The sequence below is a fragment of the Cupriavidus sp. BIC8F genome, assembly GCF_032465815.1.
Taxonomy (GTDB): domain Bacteria; phylum Pseudomonadota; class Gammaproteobacteria; order Burkholderiales; family Burkholderiaceae; genus Cupriavidus; species Cupriavidus necator.
Genome location: NZ_CP136095.1, coordinates 2,628,826 through 2,643,622 on the forward strand (window position 1 = coordinate 2,628,826; position 14,797 = coordinate 2,643,622).

Annotated in this window: 19 protein-coding genes; all 19 read right to left on the bottom strand. The window is 64.9% G+C overall.

The features are described from left to right. Nucleotides 1-80: 80 nt before the first annotated feature. Nucleotides 81-383, bottom strand: coding sequence for a hypothetical protein (locus tag RS901_RS32140; RefSeq protein WP_316154693.1), 303 nt, complete (start codon nucleotides 381-383; stop codon nucleotides 81-83). Beyond that, a complete protein-coding gene (locus RS901_RS32145) occupies nucleotides 380-958 on the bottom strand; it encodes a hypothetical protein (RefSeq protein WP_316154694.1) in 579 nt (192 codons plus the stop codon). Before RS901_RS32145 ends, RS901_RS32140 begins: the two co-directional genes overlap by 4 nt. Nucleotides 959-961: 3 nt before the next feature. After that, on the bottom strand, nucleotides 962-2,083 hold the full coding sequence (locus tag RS901_RS32150; protein ID WP_316154695.1) for a gp53-like domain-containing protein: 1,122 nt from the start codon (nucleotides 2,081-2,083) through the stop codon (nucleotides 962-964). 3 nt (nucleotides 2,084-2,086) lie between these two features. Further along, a complete protein-coding gene (locus tag RS901_RS32155) occupies nucleotides 2,087-2,653 on the bottom strand; it encodes a YmfQ family protein (protein WP_316154697.1) in 567 nt (188 codons plus the stop codon). Further along, a complete protein-coding gene (locus RS901_RS32160; protein ID WP_316154699.1) occupies nucleotides 2,650-3,717 on the bottom strand; it encodes a baseplate J/gp47 family protein in 1,068 nt (355 codons plus the stop codon). The genes RS901_RS32155 and RS901_RS32160 overlap by 4 nt, the downstream gene beginning before the upstream one ends. Continuing rightward, a complete protein-coding gene (locus RS901_RS32165; protein WP_316154701.1) occupies nucleotides 3,717-4,067 on the bottom strand; it encodes a phage GP46 family protein in 351 nt (116 codons plus the stop codon). The genes RS901_RS32160 and RS901_RS32165 overlap by 1 nt, the downstream gene beginning before the upstream one ends. A gap of 108 nt (nucleotides 4,068-4,175) precedes the next feature. Further along, entirely contained in the window at nucleotides 4,176-4,787 is a 612-nt protein-coding gene (locus RS901_RS32170; RefSeq protein ID WP_316154703.1) for a phage baseplate assembly protein V, read from the bottom strand. Next, nucleotides 4,777-5,871 carry a phage baseplate assembly protein gene (locus RS901_RS32175; protein ID WP_316154705.1) on the bottom strand — a complete coding sequence of 365 codons (1,095 nt, stop codon included), beginning with the start codon at nucleotides 5,869-5,871 and terminating at the stop codon, nucleotides 4,777-4,779. The genes RS901_RS32170 and RS901_RS32175 overlap by 11 nt, the downstream gene beginning before the upstream one ends. A gap of 22 nt (nucleotides 5,872-5,893) precedes the next feature. Beyond that, on the bottom strand, nucleotides 5,894-7,168 hold the full coding sequence (locus RS901_RS32180) for a DNA circularization protein (protein WP_316154707.1): 1,275 nt from the start codon (nucleotides 7,166-7,168) through the stop codon (nucleotides 5,894-5,896). After that, on the bottom strand, nucleotides 7,168-9,102 hold the full coding sequence (locus RS901_RS32185) for a phage tail tape measure protein (protein ID WP_316154709.1): 1,935 nt from the start codon (nucleotides 9,100-9,102) through the stop codon (nucleotides 7,168-7,170). Before RS901_RS32185 ends, RS901_RS32180 begins: the two co-directional genes overlap by 1 nt. A 115-nt stretch (nucleotides 9,103-9,217) precedes the next feature. Beyond that, the gene (locus RS901_RS32190) at nucleotides 9,218-9,592 is read right to left on the bottom strand and encodes a phage tail assembly protein (protein ID WP_316154711.1); all 375 of its coding nucleotides are present in this window, start codon (nucleotides 9,590-9,592) and stop codon (nucleotides 9,218-9,220) included. Continuing rightward, nucleotides 9,589-9,963 carry a phage tail protein gene (locus tag RS901_RS32195; protein ID WP_316154713.1) on the bottom strand — a complete coding sequence of 125 codons (375 nt, stop codon included), beginning with the start codon at nucleotides 9,961-9,963 and terminating at the stop codon, nucleotides 9,589-9,591. Before RS901_RS32195 ends, RS901_RS32190 begins: the two co-directional genes overlap by 4 nt. A 25-nt stretch (nucleotides 9,964-9,988) precedes the next feature. Further along, complete coding sequence (locus RS901_RS32200) at nucleotides 9,989-11,419, bottom strand: phage tail sheath subtilisin-like domain-containing protein (protein ID WP_316154715.1); 1,431 nt, start codon at nucleotides 11,417-11,419, stop codon at nucleotides 9,989-9,991. Beyond that, entirely contained in the window at nucleotides 11,419-11,607 is a 189-nt protein-coding gene (locus RS901_RS32205; RefSeq protein WP_316154717.1) for a DUF2635 domain-containing protein, read from the bottom strand. Before RS901_RS32205 ends, RS901_RS32200 begins: the two co-directional genes overlap by 1 nt. Continuing rightward, on the bottom strand, nucleotides 11,604-12,263 hold the full coding sequence (locus RS901_RS32210; RefSeq protein WP_316154719.1) for a DUF1834 family protein: 660 nt from the start codon (nucleotides 12,261-12,263) through the stop codon (nucleotides 11,604-11,606). Before RS901_RS32210 ends, RS901_RS32205 begins: the two co-directional genes overlap by 4 nt. Next, on the bottom strand, nucleotides 12,260-12,682 hold the full coding sequence (locus RS901_RS32215; RefSeq protein ID WP_316154721.1) for a gp436 family protein: 423 nt from the start codon (nucleotides 12,680-12,682) through the stop codon (nucleotides 12,260-12,262). Before RS901_RS32215 ends, RS901_RS32210 begins: the two co-directional genes overlap by 4 nt. A gap of 3 nt (nucleotides 12,683-12,685) precedes the next feature. Beyond that, entirely contained in the window at nucleotides 12,686-13,159 is a 474-nt protein-coding gene (locus tag RS901_RS32220; protein ID WP_316154723.1) for an HI1506-related protein, read from the bottom strand. Nucleotides 13,160-13,278: 119 nt separating this feature from the next. Beyond that, nucleotides 13,279-14,349: a Mu-like prophage major head subunit gpT family protein gene (locus RS901_RS32225; RefSeq protein WP_316154725.1), complete on the bottom strand. Its 1,071-nt coding sequence runs from the start codon at nucleotides 14,347-14,349 to the stop codon at nucleotides 13,279-13,281. A 36-nt stretch (nucleotides 14,350-14,385) separates the two neighbouring features. After that, nucleotides 14,386-14,793 (bottom strand): hypothetical protein, encoded by a 408-nt coding sequence (locus tag RS901_RS32230; RefSeq protein WP_316154726.1) that lies wholly within the window; start codon nucleotides 14,791-14,793, stop codon nucleotides 14,386-14,388. Between the last annotated feature and the right edge of the window lie 4 nt (nucleotides 14,794-14,797).

Below are 14,797 nucleotides of genomic sequence, written 5' to 3' on the forward strand. Positions count from 1 at the left end.
TTAAATCCTCTCCAGGCGCCAGTTTAACGTCTACATGCAGGGGGCTCCCCCCTCGATCGAGGGGTGCATGCCTGTGTCGCTTACTCGGACAGGTGCTCGGTCGCATTGGCCAGACAGTGACCGGCGCCGAAGATGGCGTCGATGAGGGGCGCCACGATCCTTGCCCATCGTTTCCCAGCGAGCAGGGCGTTGCCGGTTCGGGCCGAGATGGTCTCGCCGCGCGCCCCGCCAAACAGCGCATTGCCACACTCGTCGTAGGCGATCGCCATACTCAGCGCGCGTGAGGTTGAACCGAACCCGGCCTGGCATGCCATCGCCAGCAGCAGGATAGGCGCCGAGATCGCGCATAGCGCCCAGATCATCATCAGCTTGGCTCGACTCACGGCGAACTCCAGGTGATTGCCTGGACGGCCGCAATCGTGACTGCCGCCTCAATTGCGGCGACCAGCTCGGCCTTCTTCTGAATCGCACCAACAATCGCCGCCTTGCCGTCCTGTCCAACTTGCTGGATCTGCGCGGCAGTGTGGTCGGCGTATGACCACAGACCAGCGGCGTCAGCGCACCAGAACGGCGTTACCCAGCCCGATGCAAGCCCGGGGAGCAGCGACGCGAGCACGGATGCCGACAAGTTCTGTTGATCAATCAGCGATGACGGATACGTACGCATGGCGCCAAGTGCCGACGACTGGAACCCGGCGACGATGGCAGCACCGCATGCCTCAGTTACGCTGACGATTTGGGCTGCCTTTGCAGCTGCTACCAGCTGCGCGGCTGTCGGCGGCAATGGCTCAACGAGATCGCCGTCCTGCACCTTGTAACCCGGCGTGCTAATGCACGCGAGCCATTCAGCATCGGTAAGCTCAATGGCGTTGACGCCCTGCGGCACCGGGCTATCAACGCTGTCATAGTAGGCAACAATGTTGCCCTGTGCATCGTATCCTGCGTGTTTCTGTCCCATGATTCAGTATCCGATCGCAATCCACGTCATAGCCACGTTCCCGCTTGCATAGTTGGAACGGACACCAAAACTCGTTAGCGAGCCAAAGGACGATGCGTCAACGACAACATTTACGCTTGCATCATTCCCGACGTGGACACATTGGATCGCCTGCACGGCAGCAGGAAATGCCAGCGGGAAAGTGTTCGTAAATACGGAACCGTTCTGCCCAGCTGTGCCATTACCCCACTGGATGATCACGCCACTCGGCAGCTTTTGATAGCCAGTGGACGCCTTAGCGGCACCAAACAGCGTCGAATAAGGCAATCCGGCGGAGCCAGCTTCAAGGATCCAGTTCGCCGCGCCATCGGAGACCAGCATCGCAGTGTCCCCAAGGCCGACAACAAGCGTGGTCAATGCCGTCCCATTGACATAGATGTTGTCAGCACTGGCACGATTGATATTGACATACTGAAGATTTCCGCCCCGGATCGGTAGCGCTGATCCGGCTGGAACAGAGTTCGCCAGGGGCAACACAAGCGAGAACGCAGTACTGCCCGTGCAGTTGATGAACTTGCCTACTGCAGACGTCGGGACGTTCGCGTTGGCGTTGTAGCTCACAACGCCCTGGTTATTGCCGAGCGCTGCCTTGGTAGAAACTGTGACCCACCTGCTTACGCCGTCCGAGGTGATGTGCCGGTAGTCGCCCGCCTCAGCCAGACTGAAGCTCGTCGCGCCGAGGTCGATTGTGTCAGCGCCGGCTCGGTTGATAGTGATCGTGTTCGCCGTAGCATCAATCCGACGGAACACGTAGCGCACGGCTGCAAGTACGTTTGCTGCTGGCAGGTTGAGCGTGATGTTGCCTGCAGTGGCGTCGATCAGGACCAGACCCGAATTGGCGAGCGAAAGCGCTGTCGCACCGGCGGTGTTGATTGTTGTGACATTGCCGCCAAAGAGGCGCCTTAGCCCGGTAAGAATCTGATCGCGCTTCGAACCGTCGAGGGCGAGTCCTGCCGCGAGCGGGATGGCGCAAGCCTCCTCCTGCATGTCGTTGAGCCACTTGGCAATGACTACGGTGCCGTCCAGGTAGCCGGCCGCAGCAGTGCCATCGCTGAACAGTCCGTCGGGCGTGTTGATCCGCTCCATCGACTACTCCTGATAGGTGAAAACTGCCAGCGTGTGCGCCGGCTTTAACTCGTTAAACACACTTTTGATGACCGGGTCGGCGGCGTAGGTCAGGCGCTCACCGGCGCGACTCATGCCCGCGCGAAAGCGGTAAGCACGCGTGGCGCCGCCGGACACGTTGACGCGCCACACCCAAATGATGTCGAAGGCGGCAAGGCGCTGGCCGGATCGGCTGCTTCCAGCCCGGAACGGGTGCGGCTCGTCGATCGTGATGGTGTAGCCGATACCCTTGGCCAGCCCCACAAAGTACGACATGGACAGCCCACCGGTCTCGGCCAGCTTGGCGAGCACGGCCTGCAGGCGAACCTGATACGGCGCACCGGCCGACGGCGACAGGTCGCACATCCGCTCCCAGTCGCCCAGCAATTCCTTCGCGAAGAACGGCGTGACACCACCAAGCACACCGGCCGCGGCAGCGTGCGCGCCATCGAGCGCGGCGCCTTCCGCTACGAGTTCCGCATTGATAAGGGCGGCAGACGGCGTGTAGCTGGTCGGCGGCAGTAAGCGAGCCAGCAGATCACTGTGGCTCATACCATTTCGCTCACGGTGATCACGCCAAGGCGGCACCATTCAACCTTGGTCGCATCGACCACCGGCACTACGTTGGCGGCTGGCAAGGTGACCGAGCGATCGACCACGCCGGACAGGTCGCTCACGATGGCCTCAATCCGGCTCTTGAATACTGTTTCGCCTGGCGCAAGCGCAGCGAAATATGCGGTCAGGGCATTTGTGATCGCGGTGGTGATACTGGCGAGCGTTGTTCCCGTGAGCTTCACTGCGACGGTCACGTCGACCGACTTTACCGTCGGGGCCAACACCAAAGCGCCCTTGGCCGTAACCGGCCGCACTGCGTCGATATGCGCCTGAGTGTCCGTCACGGTCTGGGCCGAAGGCAGTCCGCCCGCCGAGGTAATGACCACATCCACCGTGCCCAGGCCGCGACGCAGCGGATATACATAGGCCGAGGAGACACCTGCCACTTCCAGTGCCCAGCGACGATAGTCGTACTGATTGCCGCCGGCTGGAGGGCGCCGGATCAGATCCAGCAGCCGCGTCAGCAGTTCGCCGTCGCTTTCCTCGTCGACGCCTCCGGTCATGGAAACGACGGTGGCCGCACTGGCGATGCCGGCAGGAGCGGCGGACAGCGTCACCGCGGTATTGGCTGCGGCATTACCGGCCACGCCCGCGACGACTGCCGCGGCCGCCACAGTCAGCGTGCCGTCAGCGCCGATGACGCCTGCGGCACTGGTCCGATACTCCCGGCCGTCGACAGCCTTGGCGCTGAGACCGGAGGCCGCCGCTGCGCCGATCGTGCCGGTCAGCTTTACCTGGCCAGCTGCGGCCACGGCGGGCTTGCGGCTGAGATTGCGGATGCGGGCATGCAATTCGAGATACTCGCGATCCGCAGTATCCGGAAAGATCTGCCGGACGATCCACGCCTGGTGCTGGTATAGCCCTTCCACGGCGCTCGCGACCGAGCTCGCGCGGACAAAGTAGTCGGAGTCGGCACCAGTGTCCGCGTCGGGCAGCTGGTTGCGAATGTCGCGCAGCAGCGCATCCCGGATTGCAGCGAAGGTCGGCGAAGTCCAGGCCATCAGCTCACCTTCACGGGATGAATGAAGTGGGAGACACGGCCGCTGGCCTCCTCGACCTCGATCATGAGGGTGAGCCAGCCCGGGGTGACCCTGGTCGTGGAAACGGTCACGCGGCTGGCGCGGCCGTCTTCAACGATGGGCGATAGGGCCTGCTCGGCGTACTGGCGGGCAAGGACCGCGACACGCGTTAAATCCTTTTCCCTGGCAAGCTCATGCAGGCGCGACCCAAGCGTCGGATCTGCCCACCAGGAGCCCAGCGGGGTCATCAGGCGCAGGTAGACCGCATTGGCCAGCGTGTTCGTGCGCTGGCCGGCGTAGTCTCCAGTGGCGGGGTCGAGAAGCGCGTCCATGCCCCGATTCTCGGGGCATGGGTCATGGCCAAGTGAGGTGGAAGCGTGTCACCACATTACGACAGTGACAGGCTTCAAACTATGCGGCGGATCGTGAGGGATGGTACGTCAAATCGGCGCGCTGGTGACACCACCGGAATCACCGTTATGCCGGTGGCCATGCAGGCTCGTGCCGTTGGCTGTCACGTCCACCGTGGCATTCAGCGAGCCGGTGATTGTTGCCGCAGCTCCTGCGCCGCCTGAAATCGCCATCGAGCCATTGCCCGTCAGCAGGCCCTGGACCGTCAGCTTCTGGCTGGCCTCGACAAGCGGCGTGTTCAACTCGACCTTAACGGATGCGTTGATGCGCAGGGTTCCAGTGCTGATTTCGACGATGTTCCCATGCTTGAAGTGGGCGTAGTCGCCCTCGTCGGTGTACAGGGCGAGTTCGCCTGGTGCAACCTCTTTGAAGCGATAGCTACCATGTTCGGTAGCGATGATGACCCCGTGGCTGGTCTTGCCTCCCACCGGCAGCACCACGGCCATGGTGCCGGCGGGCGGGTTCGAGGTGAAGCCGTAGTGCTGCATCAGCTCGTTGTCCTGGAGCCGCTCGCCCGCGAGCCCGTCCGCCTGGACGAGTTGCACCGCCGGCCCGCTGTTGACCCGGCTGATCACCGCCCGAAACGCCAGGCGGATGCCACCCAGCGCGCGCGAAATCCGCTTGTCCACATCAGCCCACATCGATAATCTCCAGTATCTCGCCTTGCTTGGTGCGGCCCTTTGCCCGCTTCTTGGCGCGCTTGTGCGGATGGGCGTCCAGCACCCAGACGCCGTCCTCCTTCAGGGTCAGGGTCGTGGTCGGCCCCTGGCCACGACCGCTGGAGAACTTTCGCGCCATCAGGAAGAAGACCGCATCGATCCCATGCGGCTCGCTTAACACATGGACCCGCTGCCCAGGCTGCCACGGCAAGCCGTCGCTGGTGCGGTGCCCGCGCACGGTGGCGGTGAGAGTCATCGCCCTCAGTCGAGAGTCAGACAGCAGCTTGCGCGCCCGGCCCCGCGCGGTGCTCGTATTGTCGGCATCATGGTCGACCACAATGCGGGGGCGGTAGATGTTGCGCCCGGACAGTTCCGCATCCTTAACAGCCGCCTTTAGCGCATTGCGGCCGGCCTCGACAGCGGTGCCGTGCGCCTGGGCGAGGACCGTAAATTCCGAGTAGCGCTCCGCCATGGAGCGAACCTGGTCCAACGTCATCACATTGTTGCCGCGCCCATCACGACGCATGACCAGGCTGGCCACCGGCGGCTTCGTGTAGTCCGGCCCACCCACGACAAGCGTGCCGTCGGGCTCGAACCAGGGCCAGAGGCCATTTGCCTCAGCCGCGTGGACCAGCGTGTCCCATGCCGTGTCACCAGGCTCGACATTGACCTTTTCCCGGGTGGCGACGGTGTCGGCCTCGATGCGTGTTTTGGTGATGCCGAGTGGCTTAACCACGTTGGCGATGATCTCGGCGAGCGTGGCCTGCTTGGCCGTGAAGATCGGCGCGCTGCAATCGACCAGGACGGCCGCACCGTCGCGCCCGCTCATCGAGAGCGTGTGTTGGTCCTTGCCAACGCGGTGCGAAATCTCGTCGACCCGGCCTGTCATGACCGTATCCTGGCCCACCCGCACCTCCACCAAGGCGCCCGTCTGGACCGCTGGCGGAAACTCGCCCATGGGCAGCCCGAGCTCGACCTGCCAGGCGTCCGACGGAATCAGCAGGTCGGAATCGATCTCGTACCGGCTCCAGTTGCTGTGTGCCTTGCCACCGATCAGCAGGCTCACGGCATCCTGTTCGCGCGAGCGGTCAGCGCGAGTAGGCATTGAGGACGTCTCCGGCAATCAGGAAATTCGGGTTCCTGAGCTGAGGGTTCAGCCGCACCAGCTCCGCCGCGCGGCTGTAGTCGCCATACCAGCGGAAGGCGACCAGGTGCAGGTTGCCGGCGCTGTCGACCGTTCGGGTCACGAGAGGCGGTTTCGCATCGATCACGGCGACGGCTGCGACATGGATGCTATGCGCAGTGTCCTTGAGCGGCTCGGTGATCGGCCGTGCCTCGTCGACGGGCAGCATGTCGCGGTGCCCGTCGATCGCAACCTGGATCGCCTCGCGCACATCATTGGCGACCTGCTCAATCTCCCGCGGCGAGAGCGTCGGCTCAAGGGCCTCCGCGGCGAGGATCTCGCCCGCTGCATCGGCCAGCGCAGCGGCCACGCCGAGCTGGAGAACGGCCGTGATGCGCGTGACGTCTTCCGGCATGGCCGGAATCGGCTTAACGTCGGCAATGGTGGTGCCGGAACCGCTTGTCGCGCCGTCAGCCACAGCCGCACCCCCGGCCACCTTCGCGGGCAGCTGAACGACATTGTCAAACTGGCCGACCAGGCTTTTCCAGTCGCTTGCGAGCGTGGCCGGGTCAAAGGACCGAAGGTCGACCATGCCACTCAGAATGCCCATCACATCACCGGTAAAGGCGCGCGGGAAGTCGATCAGGTCCAGCGTCGTGCCGACAAATCCCTTGAGCTGGCCACGCAGCACCCCGAGCGTGCTCGTCAGCACGTCACGCAAGGCGTTAAGCCTGGACAGGTTGCCCTTGAGTCCCTTGACGAGATCCAGCTGCTTGGCGAAGGATTCGATGCCGCCAAACCGTGCGGTCTCGGCAAGCTGACTCACCACCGACGCCGCTTGCGCGGGCAGCTGCTGCACGAAGAAGGGGTTGCCTGGCGCCGCCTCCAGGAATGACAGTTCGACGGTGCAGTAGTCCGGGGCGTCGGCGTCGTGGGCGACCTGGTAGTCGAGCAACTGGGCGCGCGGGAAACTGCCGAACACCGGGTGCACGAGTTCGGCCGGGCCGGCCTCATCACAGGCCTTCAGGAATGTCTGCAGCCGGCTCTCGTAGTCCGCCCCCCAGAAGACTGCTGTAATGCTGATGCGCCGTGCCTTGCGCCCGAGGTCTTCGGTGTCCGCACCGTCGAGATACGGGTATTCGTGCACCGCTACGTCGCGCTGCGCGCTATCCTGCGTGCGTAGGCAATCGAAGGCGACGCTGCGGAACGACGCGTCAAGCAGGGTGTCGGACCAGGCCATCAGTACCTCCGGCTTTCTCGTGCGTTAAGGTTGTTGGTGTATTCGGCAATGACCGAGCCATCCAGCACGACCTTGTTCTCGACAACAAACGGCTGCGGCGCCTTGGACAAGGCCTCGATCGCGCTGGCTTGTTTGTCCAGCTTTTCCAGAAACGGCGTTGACGCAGTGCCCTTGCCTTCATTCGGATGCAGCACGTCGTAGAGCCAGGAGCCGAGGCTGGCGTCTTTCTGGCCCGTGGCGCCCTGGACGACCTTGTTGATGCCGTGGTTCAGGACCGTCCCGATGCCATAGCCGGCCGCACCCGCCGCGACCACTGCGCCCACCGGCAGAGCGACCCGGCCTGCCGTGGCGAGGGCCCGGCCAGCCGTGCCACCTGCGGCGCCTCCAGCACTACCGCGCAGCACTGCGCCCAGCCCGGCGCCGGCGGATGCCGCGGCGAGCGCAGTCAAAGCGGTGGTGGCCCCCGCCACCGCGGCGGTCAGGCCAGGATACTCGCGCGCATAGCTGGTGAGCTTCTCCGCCGTTTCGCCGACGGCACGATTGAAGCCGGTGAAGGCCGAGTTCTGCGCGAAGTCGGCCTCGTTCTTGAGCTGCTCGGCCTTGAACGAGGCGGTGTTGGTGATGACCGCGAAGTTCTTCTCATTGGCGCCGGATGCCTGCAGGGTCTTTGCCTGGACGTCCTTAACGTAGTCGCGGTTGTTCATCAAGGCCACCAGGGCCATCAGCGCCTGGCGATCCTGAATGAGCTTGCCGATGGCTGAGCCCTGCAGCAGATCCCCCATGCTTTCCATGGTTGCGGTGCGCTCGCCACCCTTCTGCGCGGCGAGTTGGGCCTGGAGCTTCGTGTAACGGCTGTCACGGCTCACGACCTTGTCGGTGATGCCGACGAACGCGTCCAGAGGGTCAATTCCCTTCTGCCGGGCGCGCACCAGGCTGCCGGACAGGTCGATCCCGAGCTTCTTGGCATCGTTGGCTGTGTCCGCGCTGCTGATCTTGCCCAGAAGGTTCACCAGGTTGTTACCGGCTTCATCCTTACTGCCGGCCGTGATGACGGCAGCCTGGTTGGCTGCGAGCAGCTTGGAGAAGCCTTCGAGTCCGGACAGGCCCGCGTTGCGGCCCGCCGCCATTTGCTGGGGCAGCCATTTGGCCATGTCCTTGAGTTCGAATCCGCCTGCCTGCCCGGCAACCAGTGCCATGTCGAGCGCCTTCGGAAAATCCTCTTCCCGGATGCGAAACGTCTGCATGGCGCGAATGGCGATCTGCGCGAGCTGGGCGGGGTCAGAACCTGTGCCCGTCGCATACTTCTGCAGCGTCGGGAGCATCTTGATGGCCGAGCCGACACCGACCGCGCCCGAAGCGATGACCTGGTCAAGCGTCTCTGCAGCCTGGTCCTTGGTCCCGCCGCCGGTCCGCACCGCGGACTTAACCGCCTCCTCAAGCGTGCGCTGGCCAGCGATGCGGCCTTCGACGCCGCGGTCCGCAAATGCGGTATTGGCCATCGCTGCCAGACGCCGGTCCCAGCTCATCTGCGCGCCGGCGGGGCGCGACACGATGTATGCTGCACCGGCCAGGCCCGCGCCAACGCCGGCGGCGCCCTGCAGACCACGCACGCCAGCGCCGACCGCGCCCATGGTCCGCTGCAGGGCGCTCACTTGGCCCAGTTCGCGTCGCAGCTCTGTCACCCTGGAGCGCATCGCATCGTAGGCGCGCGCTTGTTCACGGGCAGACACAGTCCCCGCGGTCGCAAGCCGCTGGTACGCGAGTTCCGTCTGCCGGATCTCGCGTGCGATGCGCTGCTCGGAGCGGACAGCCAGCGTCTCGCGAGCCTGGAAGAGGCGTTGGCTCTCCGTCCGGACGGTCTGGAGCGACTGGACCGCCGGCCGCGACAGCTGGTCACGGGCGGTGAGCCGCAGGGCAACGTTAAGGTCTGTCATGGATTCTTGCCGCCGCGCTTACGCCTGGTGGAGATGCGCCGGACCGTTCCCTCGGCGTTCGATCGAGGGCCTGGCGGCAGAAGCGCCGCCAGGTAACCCTCGAACTCGACCTCGGTCATGTCCCGGACGCGGGACTCGGGGATGCCGACTCGGCCGAGGGCGACGACGGCGATGCGGAAACCCCGGAGGCGCTGCTCGGCCTGAGTCGCTTTTTTTTGAGTTCGGCCACCTTCCCCTGGAGGACGTCCAGATCCTCGTTCGTGAGCTGCGGTGCGAGGAGATCGTAGGTGATCGCTTCCTCGGGGATATCCCCCAGCTTCGTCAGCGCCGCCGCGAGCATGCAAACCTCGATCCGCAACGCCGAAGCGGGGCCATCCGATTGTTCGATCGCCGCGATGTTATCGGCGATGGTCGGCAGCCGCAGCTCGAAGTCGTAGTGGAGGCTGCCGGCGTACTCGACGCCATAGAGAAGAGTGCCGGTCGCCTTCATTCGACCACCCTGCGGGAAGCGAACAGCTTGATGTCCCGGCGCGCCTCGTTGTCGGCGGAGTACTTCTCGCCAACCTCGGTGGTGTAGCAGTCCAGGTAGCTCACGCGCTGGCCACCGGGGCTGACCGGGTGATCGGTCAGCTTTGCCCCGGCAATGGCCATCCAGTCGAGGTCGCCCGACTTCGGAATCACGACGGTGACAGCGAGCTCGTGCTCTTCGATACCCTTGGCGAAGCCCTTGACCCGCCCATTACGGTTCATGGTCTTGACCGGCTTGGTGCCGGTGCGCGAGGTCACGGAGTACTCGACCACGTCGACCTCCTTGCCATCGACCTCCAGCACCACCGCGCCGACATATTCTTCCAGTGCCATATTGGCCTCCGAACAGAGTTAAGCGTTACAGCAACAGGTCGATGCGGCCGGCGAACACATGCAGACCGTTGACCACGTCGACCGGGATCTTGGCGTTGAGGCGGTTCGGATCCTGGCTGTCGTCTTCGACAATCAGCCCGTCCTTGTTGGCCTCCACGTTCTCGACGATCTCCAGCTCTTCGAGCTTGAATAGCACGTCGAGCAGCTCGCTGCGCACGCGATCCTTGGTGCGCAAGGACTTCTTCTCCCGCGGGAAGCGCAGCGCGATGCGCTCGCGGCAGGCCTTGCGGACATAGTCGAGCGTGCCGATGGTCGTGATATCCAGCAGCGAGATATCGTTGATGCCCTGGGCATCCGTGACGTAGGTGGAGATTGCACGGACAATCTGGACCCGGTTGCCGGGGCCGACCTCAAGCGGCGCGAGGCCGTTGGCCAGCGCGTTTTCCTGCTCGGTGCGGCTGGGCCAGTCGGTGATGTCGGTGACATCCATGCCGACCAGTTCCAGCGTGTTAAGCGGGCGCGCCGGGTCTTCCTCGCTGGCCATTACGGCCGCATACGCGGCGGCAATCTCACAGGGCAGCTTGCGCGAGCCGCGGTGCCAGCCGACTGTGATGCGGCCCCCGTTGATCGCCTTGGTGAGGGTGGTGCCCGCTGCCAGCGTGCCAGGGAAGCCACCGGCGCCGCGCGCGCCGCGCTGCTCCAGGGGGCCAGAGACGGCATCCAGATGGGTGCGCAGGGCCGTCAGGGCCGTTTGGGTCGCGTACGGGCACACGATGATGTCGTGGCCGGAGGCATAGACCGCAGCCAGCGCCGGAGCAATGTCCGGGTCGTTCAAGCCGGCCGTCATGTCAACCACGGTCGCCACCACGCCTGCACCAACCACCGAGGCTTTCAGCTTGATGCCGTTCCCGGCCTCGCCCTTGTTGCGCGCGGTGATATTGACCTTGCTGGTCGTGACGCCATCCACCGCGGCGGTCACCGGCAGATCGGGCTGCTGGGCGATCTGGTCGACCAGTCGCGTAGCCAGGTTCGCCGCGGTGTCGCCGCTGGCGAAGGCAATATCGACGCGGGTAGCGCCCACCAGGAGCGAAACGCCGCCTGCGGCAGTGGCCGGCCCCGTGAAGCTGACCGAGCCGGCGGCCACGACGCCAGCCGCGGCATCGTCAACGCCGATGACAGAGAGCTGGAGGTAGCGGTTGGCCGTGATGGCGGCACGCGCCATCAAGTGGGCGTGGGAGCCGCGACCAAAGAGCGTGGCCGCTTCCTGGTCGCTGAACACATTGACCGGCACCAGCGCCGCCTGCGTGCCGGTGGCCAGCTTCTGGCCAACAATCAGCACCTTGAGCAGGTTGGCCGGCAGCGTCCGCACGGCGAGCTTGGTGTTGAACTCAAAGTACTTGCCCGGCTTGCGGATACTCGACGGGATGCTATCGAAGCTGATATTAGGGCTGGGCATCAGGCATCTCCCTTGGTGACCCGCTTGGTGCGGGCGGATTCTTCAATGACTTCGACCAGGTCGCCCTCGGCAAGGCGGCGCAGGTAATACGCCGTGGGCTCGACCTCGGTGACCAGGTCCTCGGTGATGTATTCGCACGGCTGCGATTCCTTCGGAACCGACAGGCCGGGCGCGGCCTTAACCTTCATGGAACGCTCCTATTGGTGACGACATCCTGGGCATCAGCCTTGCCGTCGTCAGGCTGCAGGTGATAGTTGAGGCCGGTGCGCAGCCAGTCGGCCGGTGCCACGCCGAGCTGCGCCTGGTAGCGCCCGAAGACATCGTCCGGATCGCCGGCCGGGACCGGGGTCGCGAACTCCCCGTTCGGCAGCACGTCCTCGACCCAGGCGGTGTGGAATTCCAGCGCGAAGCAGGAGAAGGACTCCTGGCCAAGCAGCACATGTCGCAGGGTCCGAATCCGGCCCGGCGCCAGATGGCGTACCGGCAGCCCCAGATCCTGCTGTGAGAGCAGCCGGCGCACGGCGTAGATCAGCGTGTTGCTGCCGACCTCATGCAGGGCCGGTCCGCCGTGGCGCGCGGCCTGCTCGTTACGTACGCTGCGCGCACCCACCATCACTGCGAAGAGCGCCTCGGCCTTCCATTTCTCCCGGCTGGTGGAGGTTGCCTGGGTGTCGCGCACGCCGCCGAATGTGACCCAGGCCGCCGGGAAGCGGCGGATCACCTCGTCGGAGTCGTCGTCCAGCTCGCCACCGTAGGTCTCGACGGACTTAACCATCTTGCCGAGGCCCAGACGCAGCCTGGCCACGATGGCCAGCTCGACGGCCGTGATGATTGGCGTGCTCACAGCGCACCCCGTCCACGGGCGAAGGCCTTGCCGCCACTGTTAAAGATCACCGGGTTGTCGGCGGCCGGCACGGCGCCGCCGGTGACCGGCCCAATGGAGACGGCGCCCGAGGCGACCTTTTCCAGGAAGCGGATGGCGTTGCGGTACCGCTCGTTGATGGCCTCGGTCAGGCGAGTGTCGCTGCCGCACAGCCTGTAGCGTGCGATATCGCAGCACAGGCCCGCGAGAAAGCGCGGCGCCTGCGCAAGCGGAACGGCATAACGGCCAGCCAGGTAGCTGTCGATCTCGGCGCTGGCGTCATCGAGGGCGCCCGCAAGGACGGCCGCATCAATTACACCCACGCCGGCCCGGTCGGTCAGCTCGATGAGCTCACCGCTACCGAAGCGGGCCGTCATGTCGTTCTGCGTTGCGTAGGCCATGGCTTACTTGCCGCCCTTGCCAGCGGTCTTGGCGGCGCCCTGGCCAGCTGCCTGATCGGCGGCAGCTTCACGGGCAGCCACGCCCGCTTCGCGATCGGTTAGGGCGGCTTCAGCTGCGGCCAGAGCTTCCTCGCGGGCCTTGACCTGGTCTTCACGCACGGTCAGCTCATTGGCGTGTTTGTTCAGTTCGTTGGCCCACTCCTGCAGATGCGCTTTGGCCTGCGCAATCTCGGCTTGCGATGGTTCGGCGTCGGTGCCTTCGCCTTGCGGTGCCTCGACTACGTTGCCTTCCTCGTCGATCACCACCTCTGCCTCAATCGCGACCAGACTCGGGTCGCCCTTGATCGCGGCCAGCTGGTCCGCAGAAAGCGTGTCCAGCGGGAGATTTTGCGGGTCGGCACTGAACTCGAATCCAGCACGGCGAAACTTGTCCTTCCGGCTGACGACGCGAAGCACTTTAACTTTCTTGGTGGCCATCGTGGCTCTCCATCGAATGGGTTTCACATGCCGGAACCCTGCACTGCCGCCGAGGGTTCCGGGCTCCTTCCTCCGCGCTTACGGCGTCACGCGGCAGTGTCGGGGCGGGGGGTATCCCGTCAGCTCAGCCAGGGCGTGACCAGCAGCTTCGCCGTGTTCTGGTAGATGTTGGTGGCGCCGGCGGCGTTCTTCTCTGCCTGCAGGATCTCCAGAGCCGTCTTCTCCAGGGAGGGGGGCACAACCAGGAGCGAGGGGCGCACACCCAGCGGCTTGCCGTTGTCGCCCTTCATTCCCATCATCGCGGCACGGGCAGCGCCGTAAGCGTTCGCATCCAGGGCTTGCTTGGAGGCGTACGCCAGCTGCCACAGGCCGAAGCCGACGTTGGAGCGGGCATCGACGCCGTACCGGAACTTCTTGCTGGTGAAGACTTGCTCGTCGGTCTCCTGGTCCATCGCCACGAACTTGTAGTCCTTGCGCACCTGGTAGATGAGCGGCTTGATCATCTTCGAGGTGTCCAGCAGGTACCAGGCCGTGCCGGCGCCGCCACCGAAGTTCGACACGGACGCGGTGGTGCCATCGGCCTGGACCACCGGGTGGTCAACGTCGAAGAAGTACTGGTTGTCGTAGCCGGTGCTGGTGAAGCCGGAGGCCAGCAGGCCAAACACGAGCTCGTCGGGGTGCTGCTTCGCGTCCTGCCCCAGCTGGGAAATCATCGGGGCATACACGCCGTAGGTGTCGTCCTCGATCTCGTCACGGTCGATGGTGACGGTGTTTTCCCAAGGCTTGTTCTTGATGCTGAAGTCGTGGAGCATCAGGTTCTGCAGCACGCGATCGCCGATCCATTCACGGAAGCGGGTGGTCTGGCCGAGCCACGGATAGACTTCCTTGCCCGTCTTGGACGGCACGCGCATGGCAACCTGGTCCCATTCCGCCGGCACGCCCTCGAAGGCCTTGTTGAAGATCACCTGGTAGCCCTGGAACAGGGCGCTCAGGCTGGCGCGGTTGATGACAATGCCGGCACCGACGATGCCCAGCATGCGGTCATCGAAGTTGCCCAGCTGCAGTTGCGCCAGCGGCAGCGCGTCGGCCGGCTGGACGGCGGCGCCGTGCATGTTGGCCAGGCACATCGCCAGGCCGATCACCACCGTCATGCCGACGGCGATTCCCCAGTGGAAGCGGGTGCGTTTCATTGATATCTCCGGAAGTGGATGACGTGATGCGGGAGGTTAAAACTCGACCCAGACGCCGGTGGCGTCCACGTCGCGGACCTTGCCCGCTACCGAGCGGGTATTGGTGCCGTTGGTCTTGGCCACGGTCTGGTCATCGACCAGGTAGCAGTCGCTGCCAACGTCAGCCAGGGAGATCTGGTCGGCGGCGGCAGAGTTGGCCACCTTCCAGATGCCGCGACGCACGCGGACGCGGATGTCGCCCGCCAGGCCGGCACTGTTGTCGGCGATGGCCTGGGCAACGCCCACGGTCTTGAGGGTCGTGGCCGTCGCGCCCTTCGAGGCGTTGCCGGTGGCGTCGATCGCTACGATCGCGCCGGCGAAGATCTTGGTGGCAGCCGCCACGGGGAACTCGAAGTCGGTCCCGGCGCGGGACTTGGTGTCACGGTCAGTGGTGAGCGCAGTCATGCTG

Excerpts from the sequence above, each read along its gene's own strand:
- RS901_RS32145 (WP_316154694.1), bottom strand. The coding sequence starts at position 958 with ATGGGACAGAAACACGCAGGATACGATGCACAGGGCAACATTGTTGCC.
- RS901_RS32150 (WP_316154695.1), bottom strand. The coding sequence starts at position 2,083 with ATGGAGCGGATCAACACGCCCGACGGACTGTTCAGCGATGGCACTGCT.
- RS901_RS32155 (WP_316154697.1), bottom strand. The coding sequence starts at position 2,653 with ATGAGCCACAGTGATCTGCTGGCTCGCTTACTGCCGCCGACCAGCTAC.
- RS901_RS32160 (WP_316154699.1), bottom strand. The coding sequence starts at position 3,717 with ATGGCCTGGACTTCGCCGACCTTCGCTGCAATCCGGGATGCGCTGCTG.
- RS901_RS32165 (WP_316154701.1), bottom strand. The coding sequence starts at position 4,067 with ATGGACGCGCTTCTCGACCCCGCCACTGGAGACTACGCCGGCCAGCGC.
- RS901_RS32170 (WP_316154703.1), bottom strand. The coding sequence starts at position 4,787 with ATGTGGGCTGATGTGGACAAGCGGATTTCGCGCGCGCTGGGTGGCATC.
- RS901_RS32180 (WP_316154707.1), bottom strand. The coding sequence starts at position 7,168 with ATGGCCTGGTCCGACACCCTGCTTGACGCGTCGTTCCGCAGCGTCGCC.
- RS901_RS32185 (WP_316154709.1), bottom strand. The coding sequence starts at position 9,102 with ATGACAGACCTTAACGTTGCCCTGCGGCTCACCGCCCGTGACCAGCTG.
- RS901_RS32190 (WP_316154711.1), bottom strand. The coding sequence starts at position 9,592 with ATGAAGGCGACCGGCACTCTTCTCTATGGCGTCGAGTACGCCGGCAGC.
- RS901_RS32195 (WP_316154713.1), bottom strand. The coding sequence starts at position 9,963 with ATGGCACTGGAAGAATATGTCGGCGCGGTGGTGCTGGAGGTCGATGGC.
- RS901_RS32200 (WP_316154715.1), bottom strand. The coding sequence starts at position 11,419 with ATGCCCAGCCCTAATATCAGCTTCGATAGCATCCCGTCGAGTATCCGC.
- RS901_RS32205 (WP_316154717.1), bottom strand. The coding sequence starts at position 11,607 with ATGAAGGTTAAGGCCGCGCCCGGCCTGTCGGTTCCGAAGGAATCGCAG.
- RS901_RS32215 (WP_316154721.1), bottom strand. The coding sequence starts at position 12,682 with ATGGCCTACGCAACGCAGAACGACATGACGGCCCGCTTCGGTAGCGGT.
- RS901_RS32220 (WP_316154723.1), bottom strand. The coding sequence starts at position 13,159 with ATGGCCACCAAGAAAGTTAAAGTGCTTCGCGTCGTCAGCCGGAAGGAC.
- RS901_RS32225 (WP_316154725.1), bottom strand. The coding sequence starts at position 14,349 with ATGAAACGCACCCGCTTCCACTGGGGAATCGCCGTCGGCATGACGGTG.
- RS901_RS32230 (WP_316154726.1), bottom strand. The coding sequence starts at position 14,793 with ATGACTGCGCTCACCACTGACCGTGACACCAAGTCCCGCGCCGGGACC.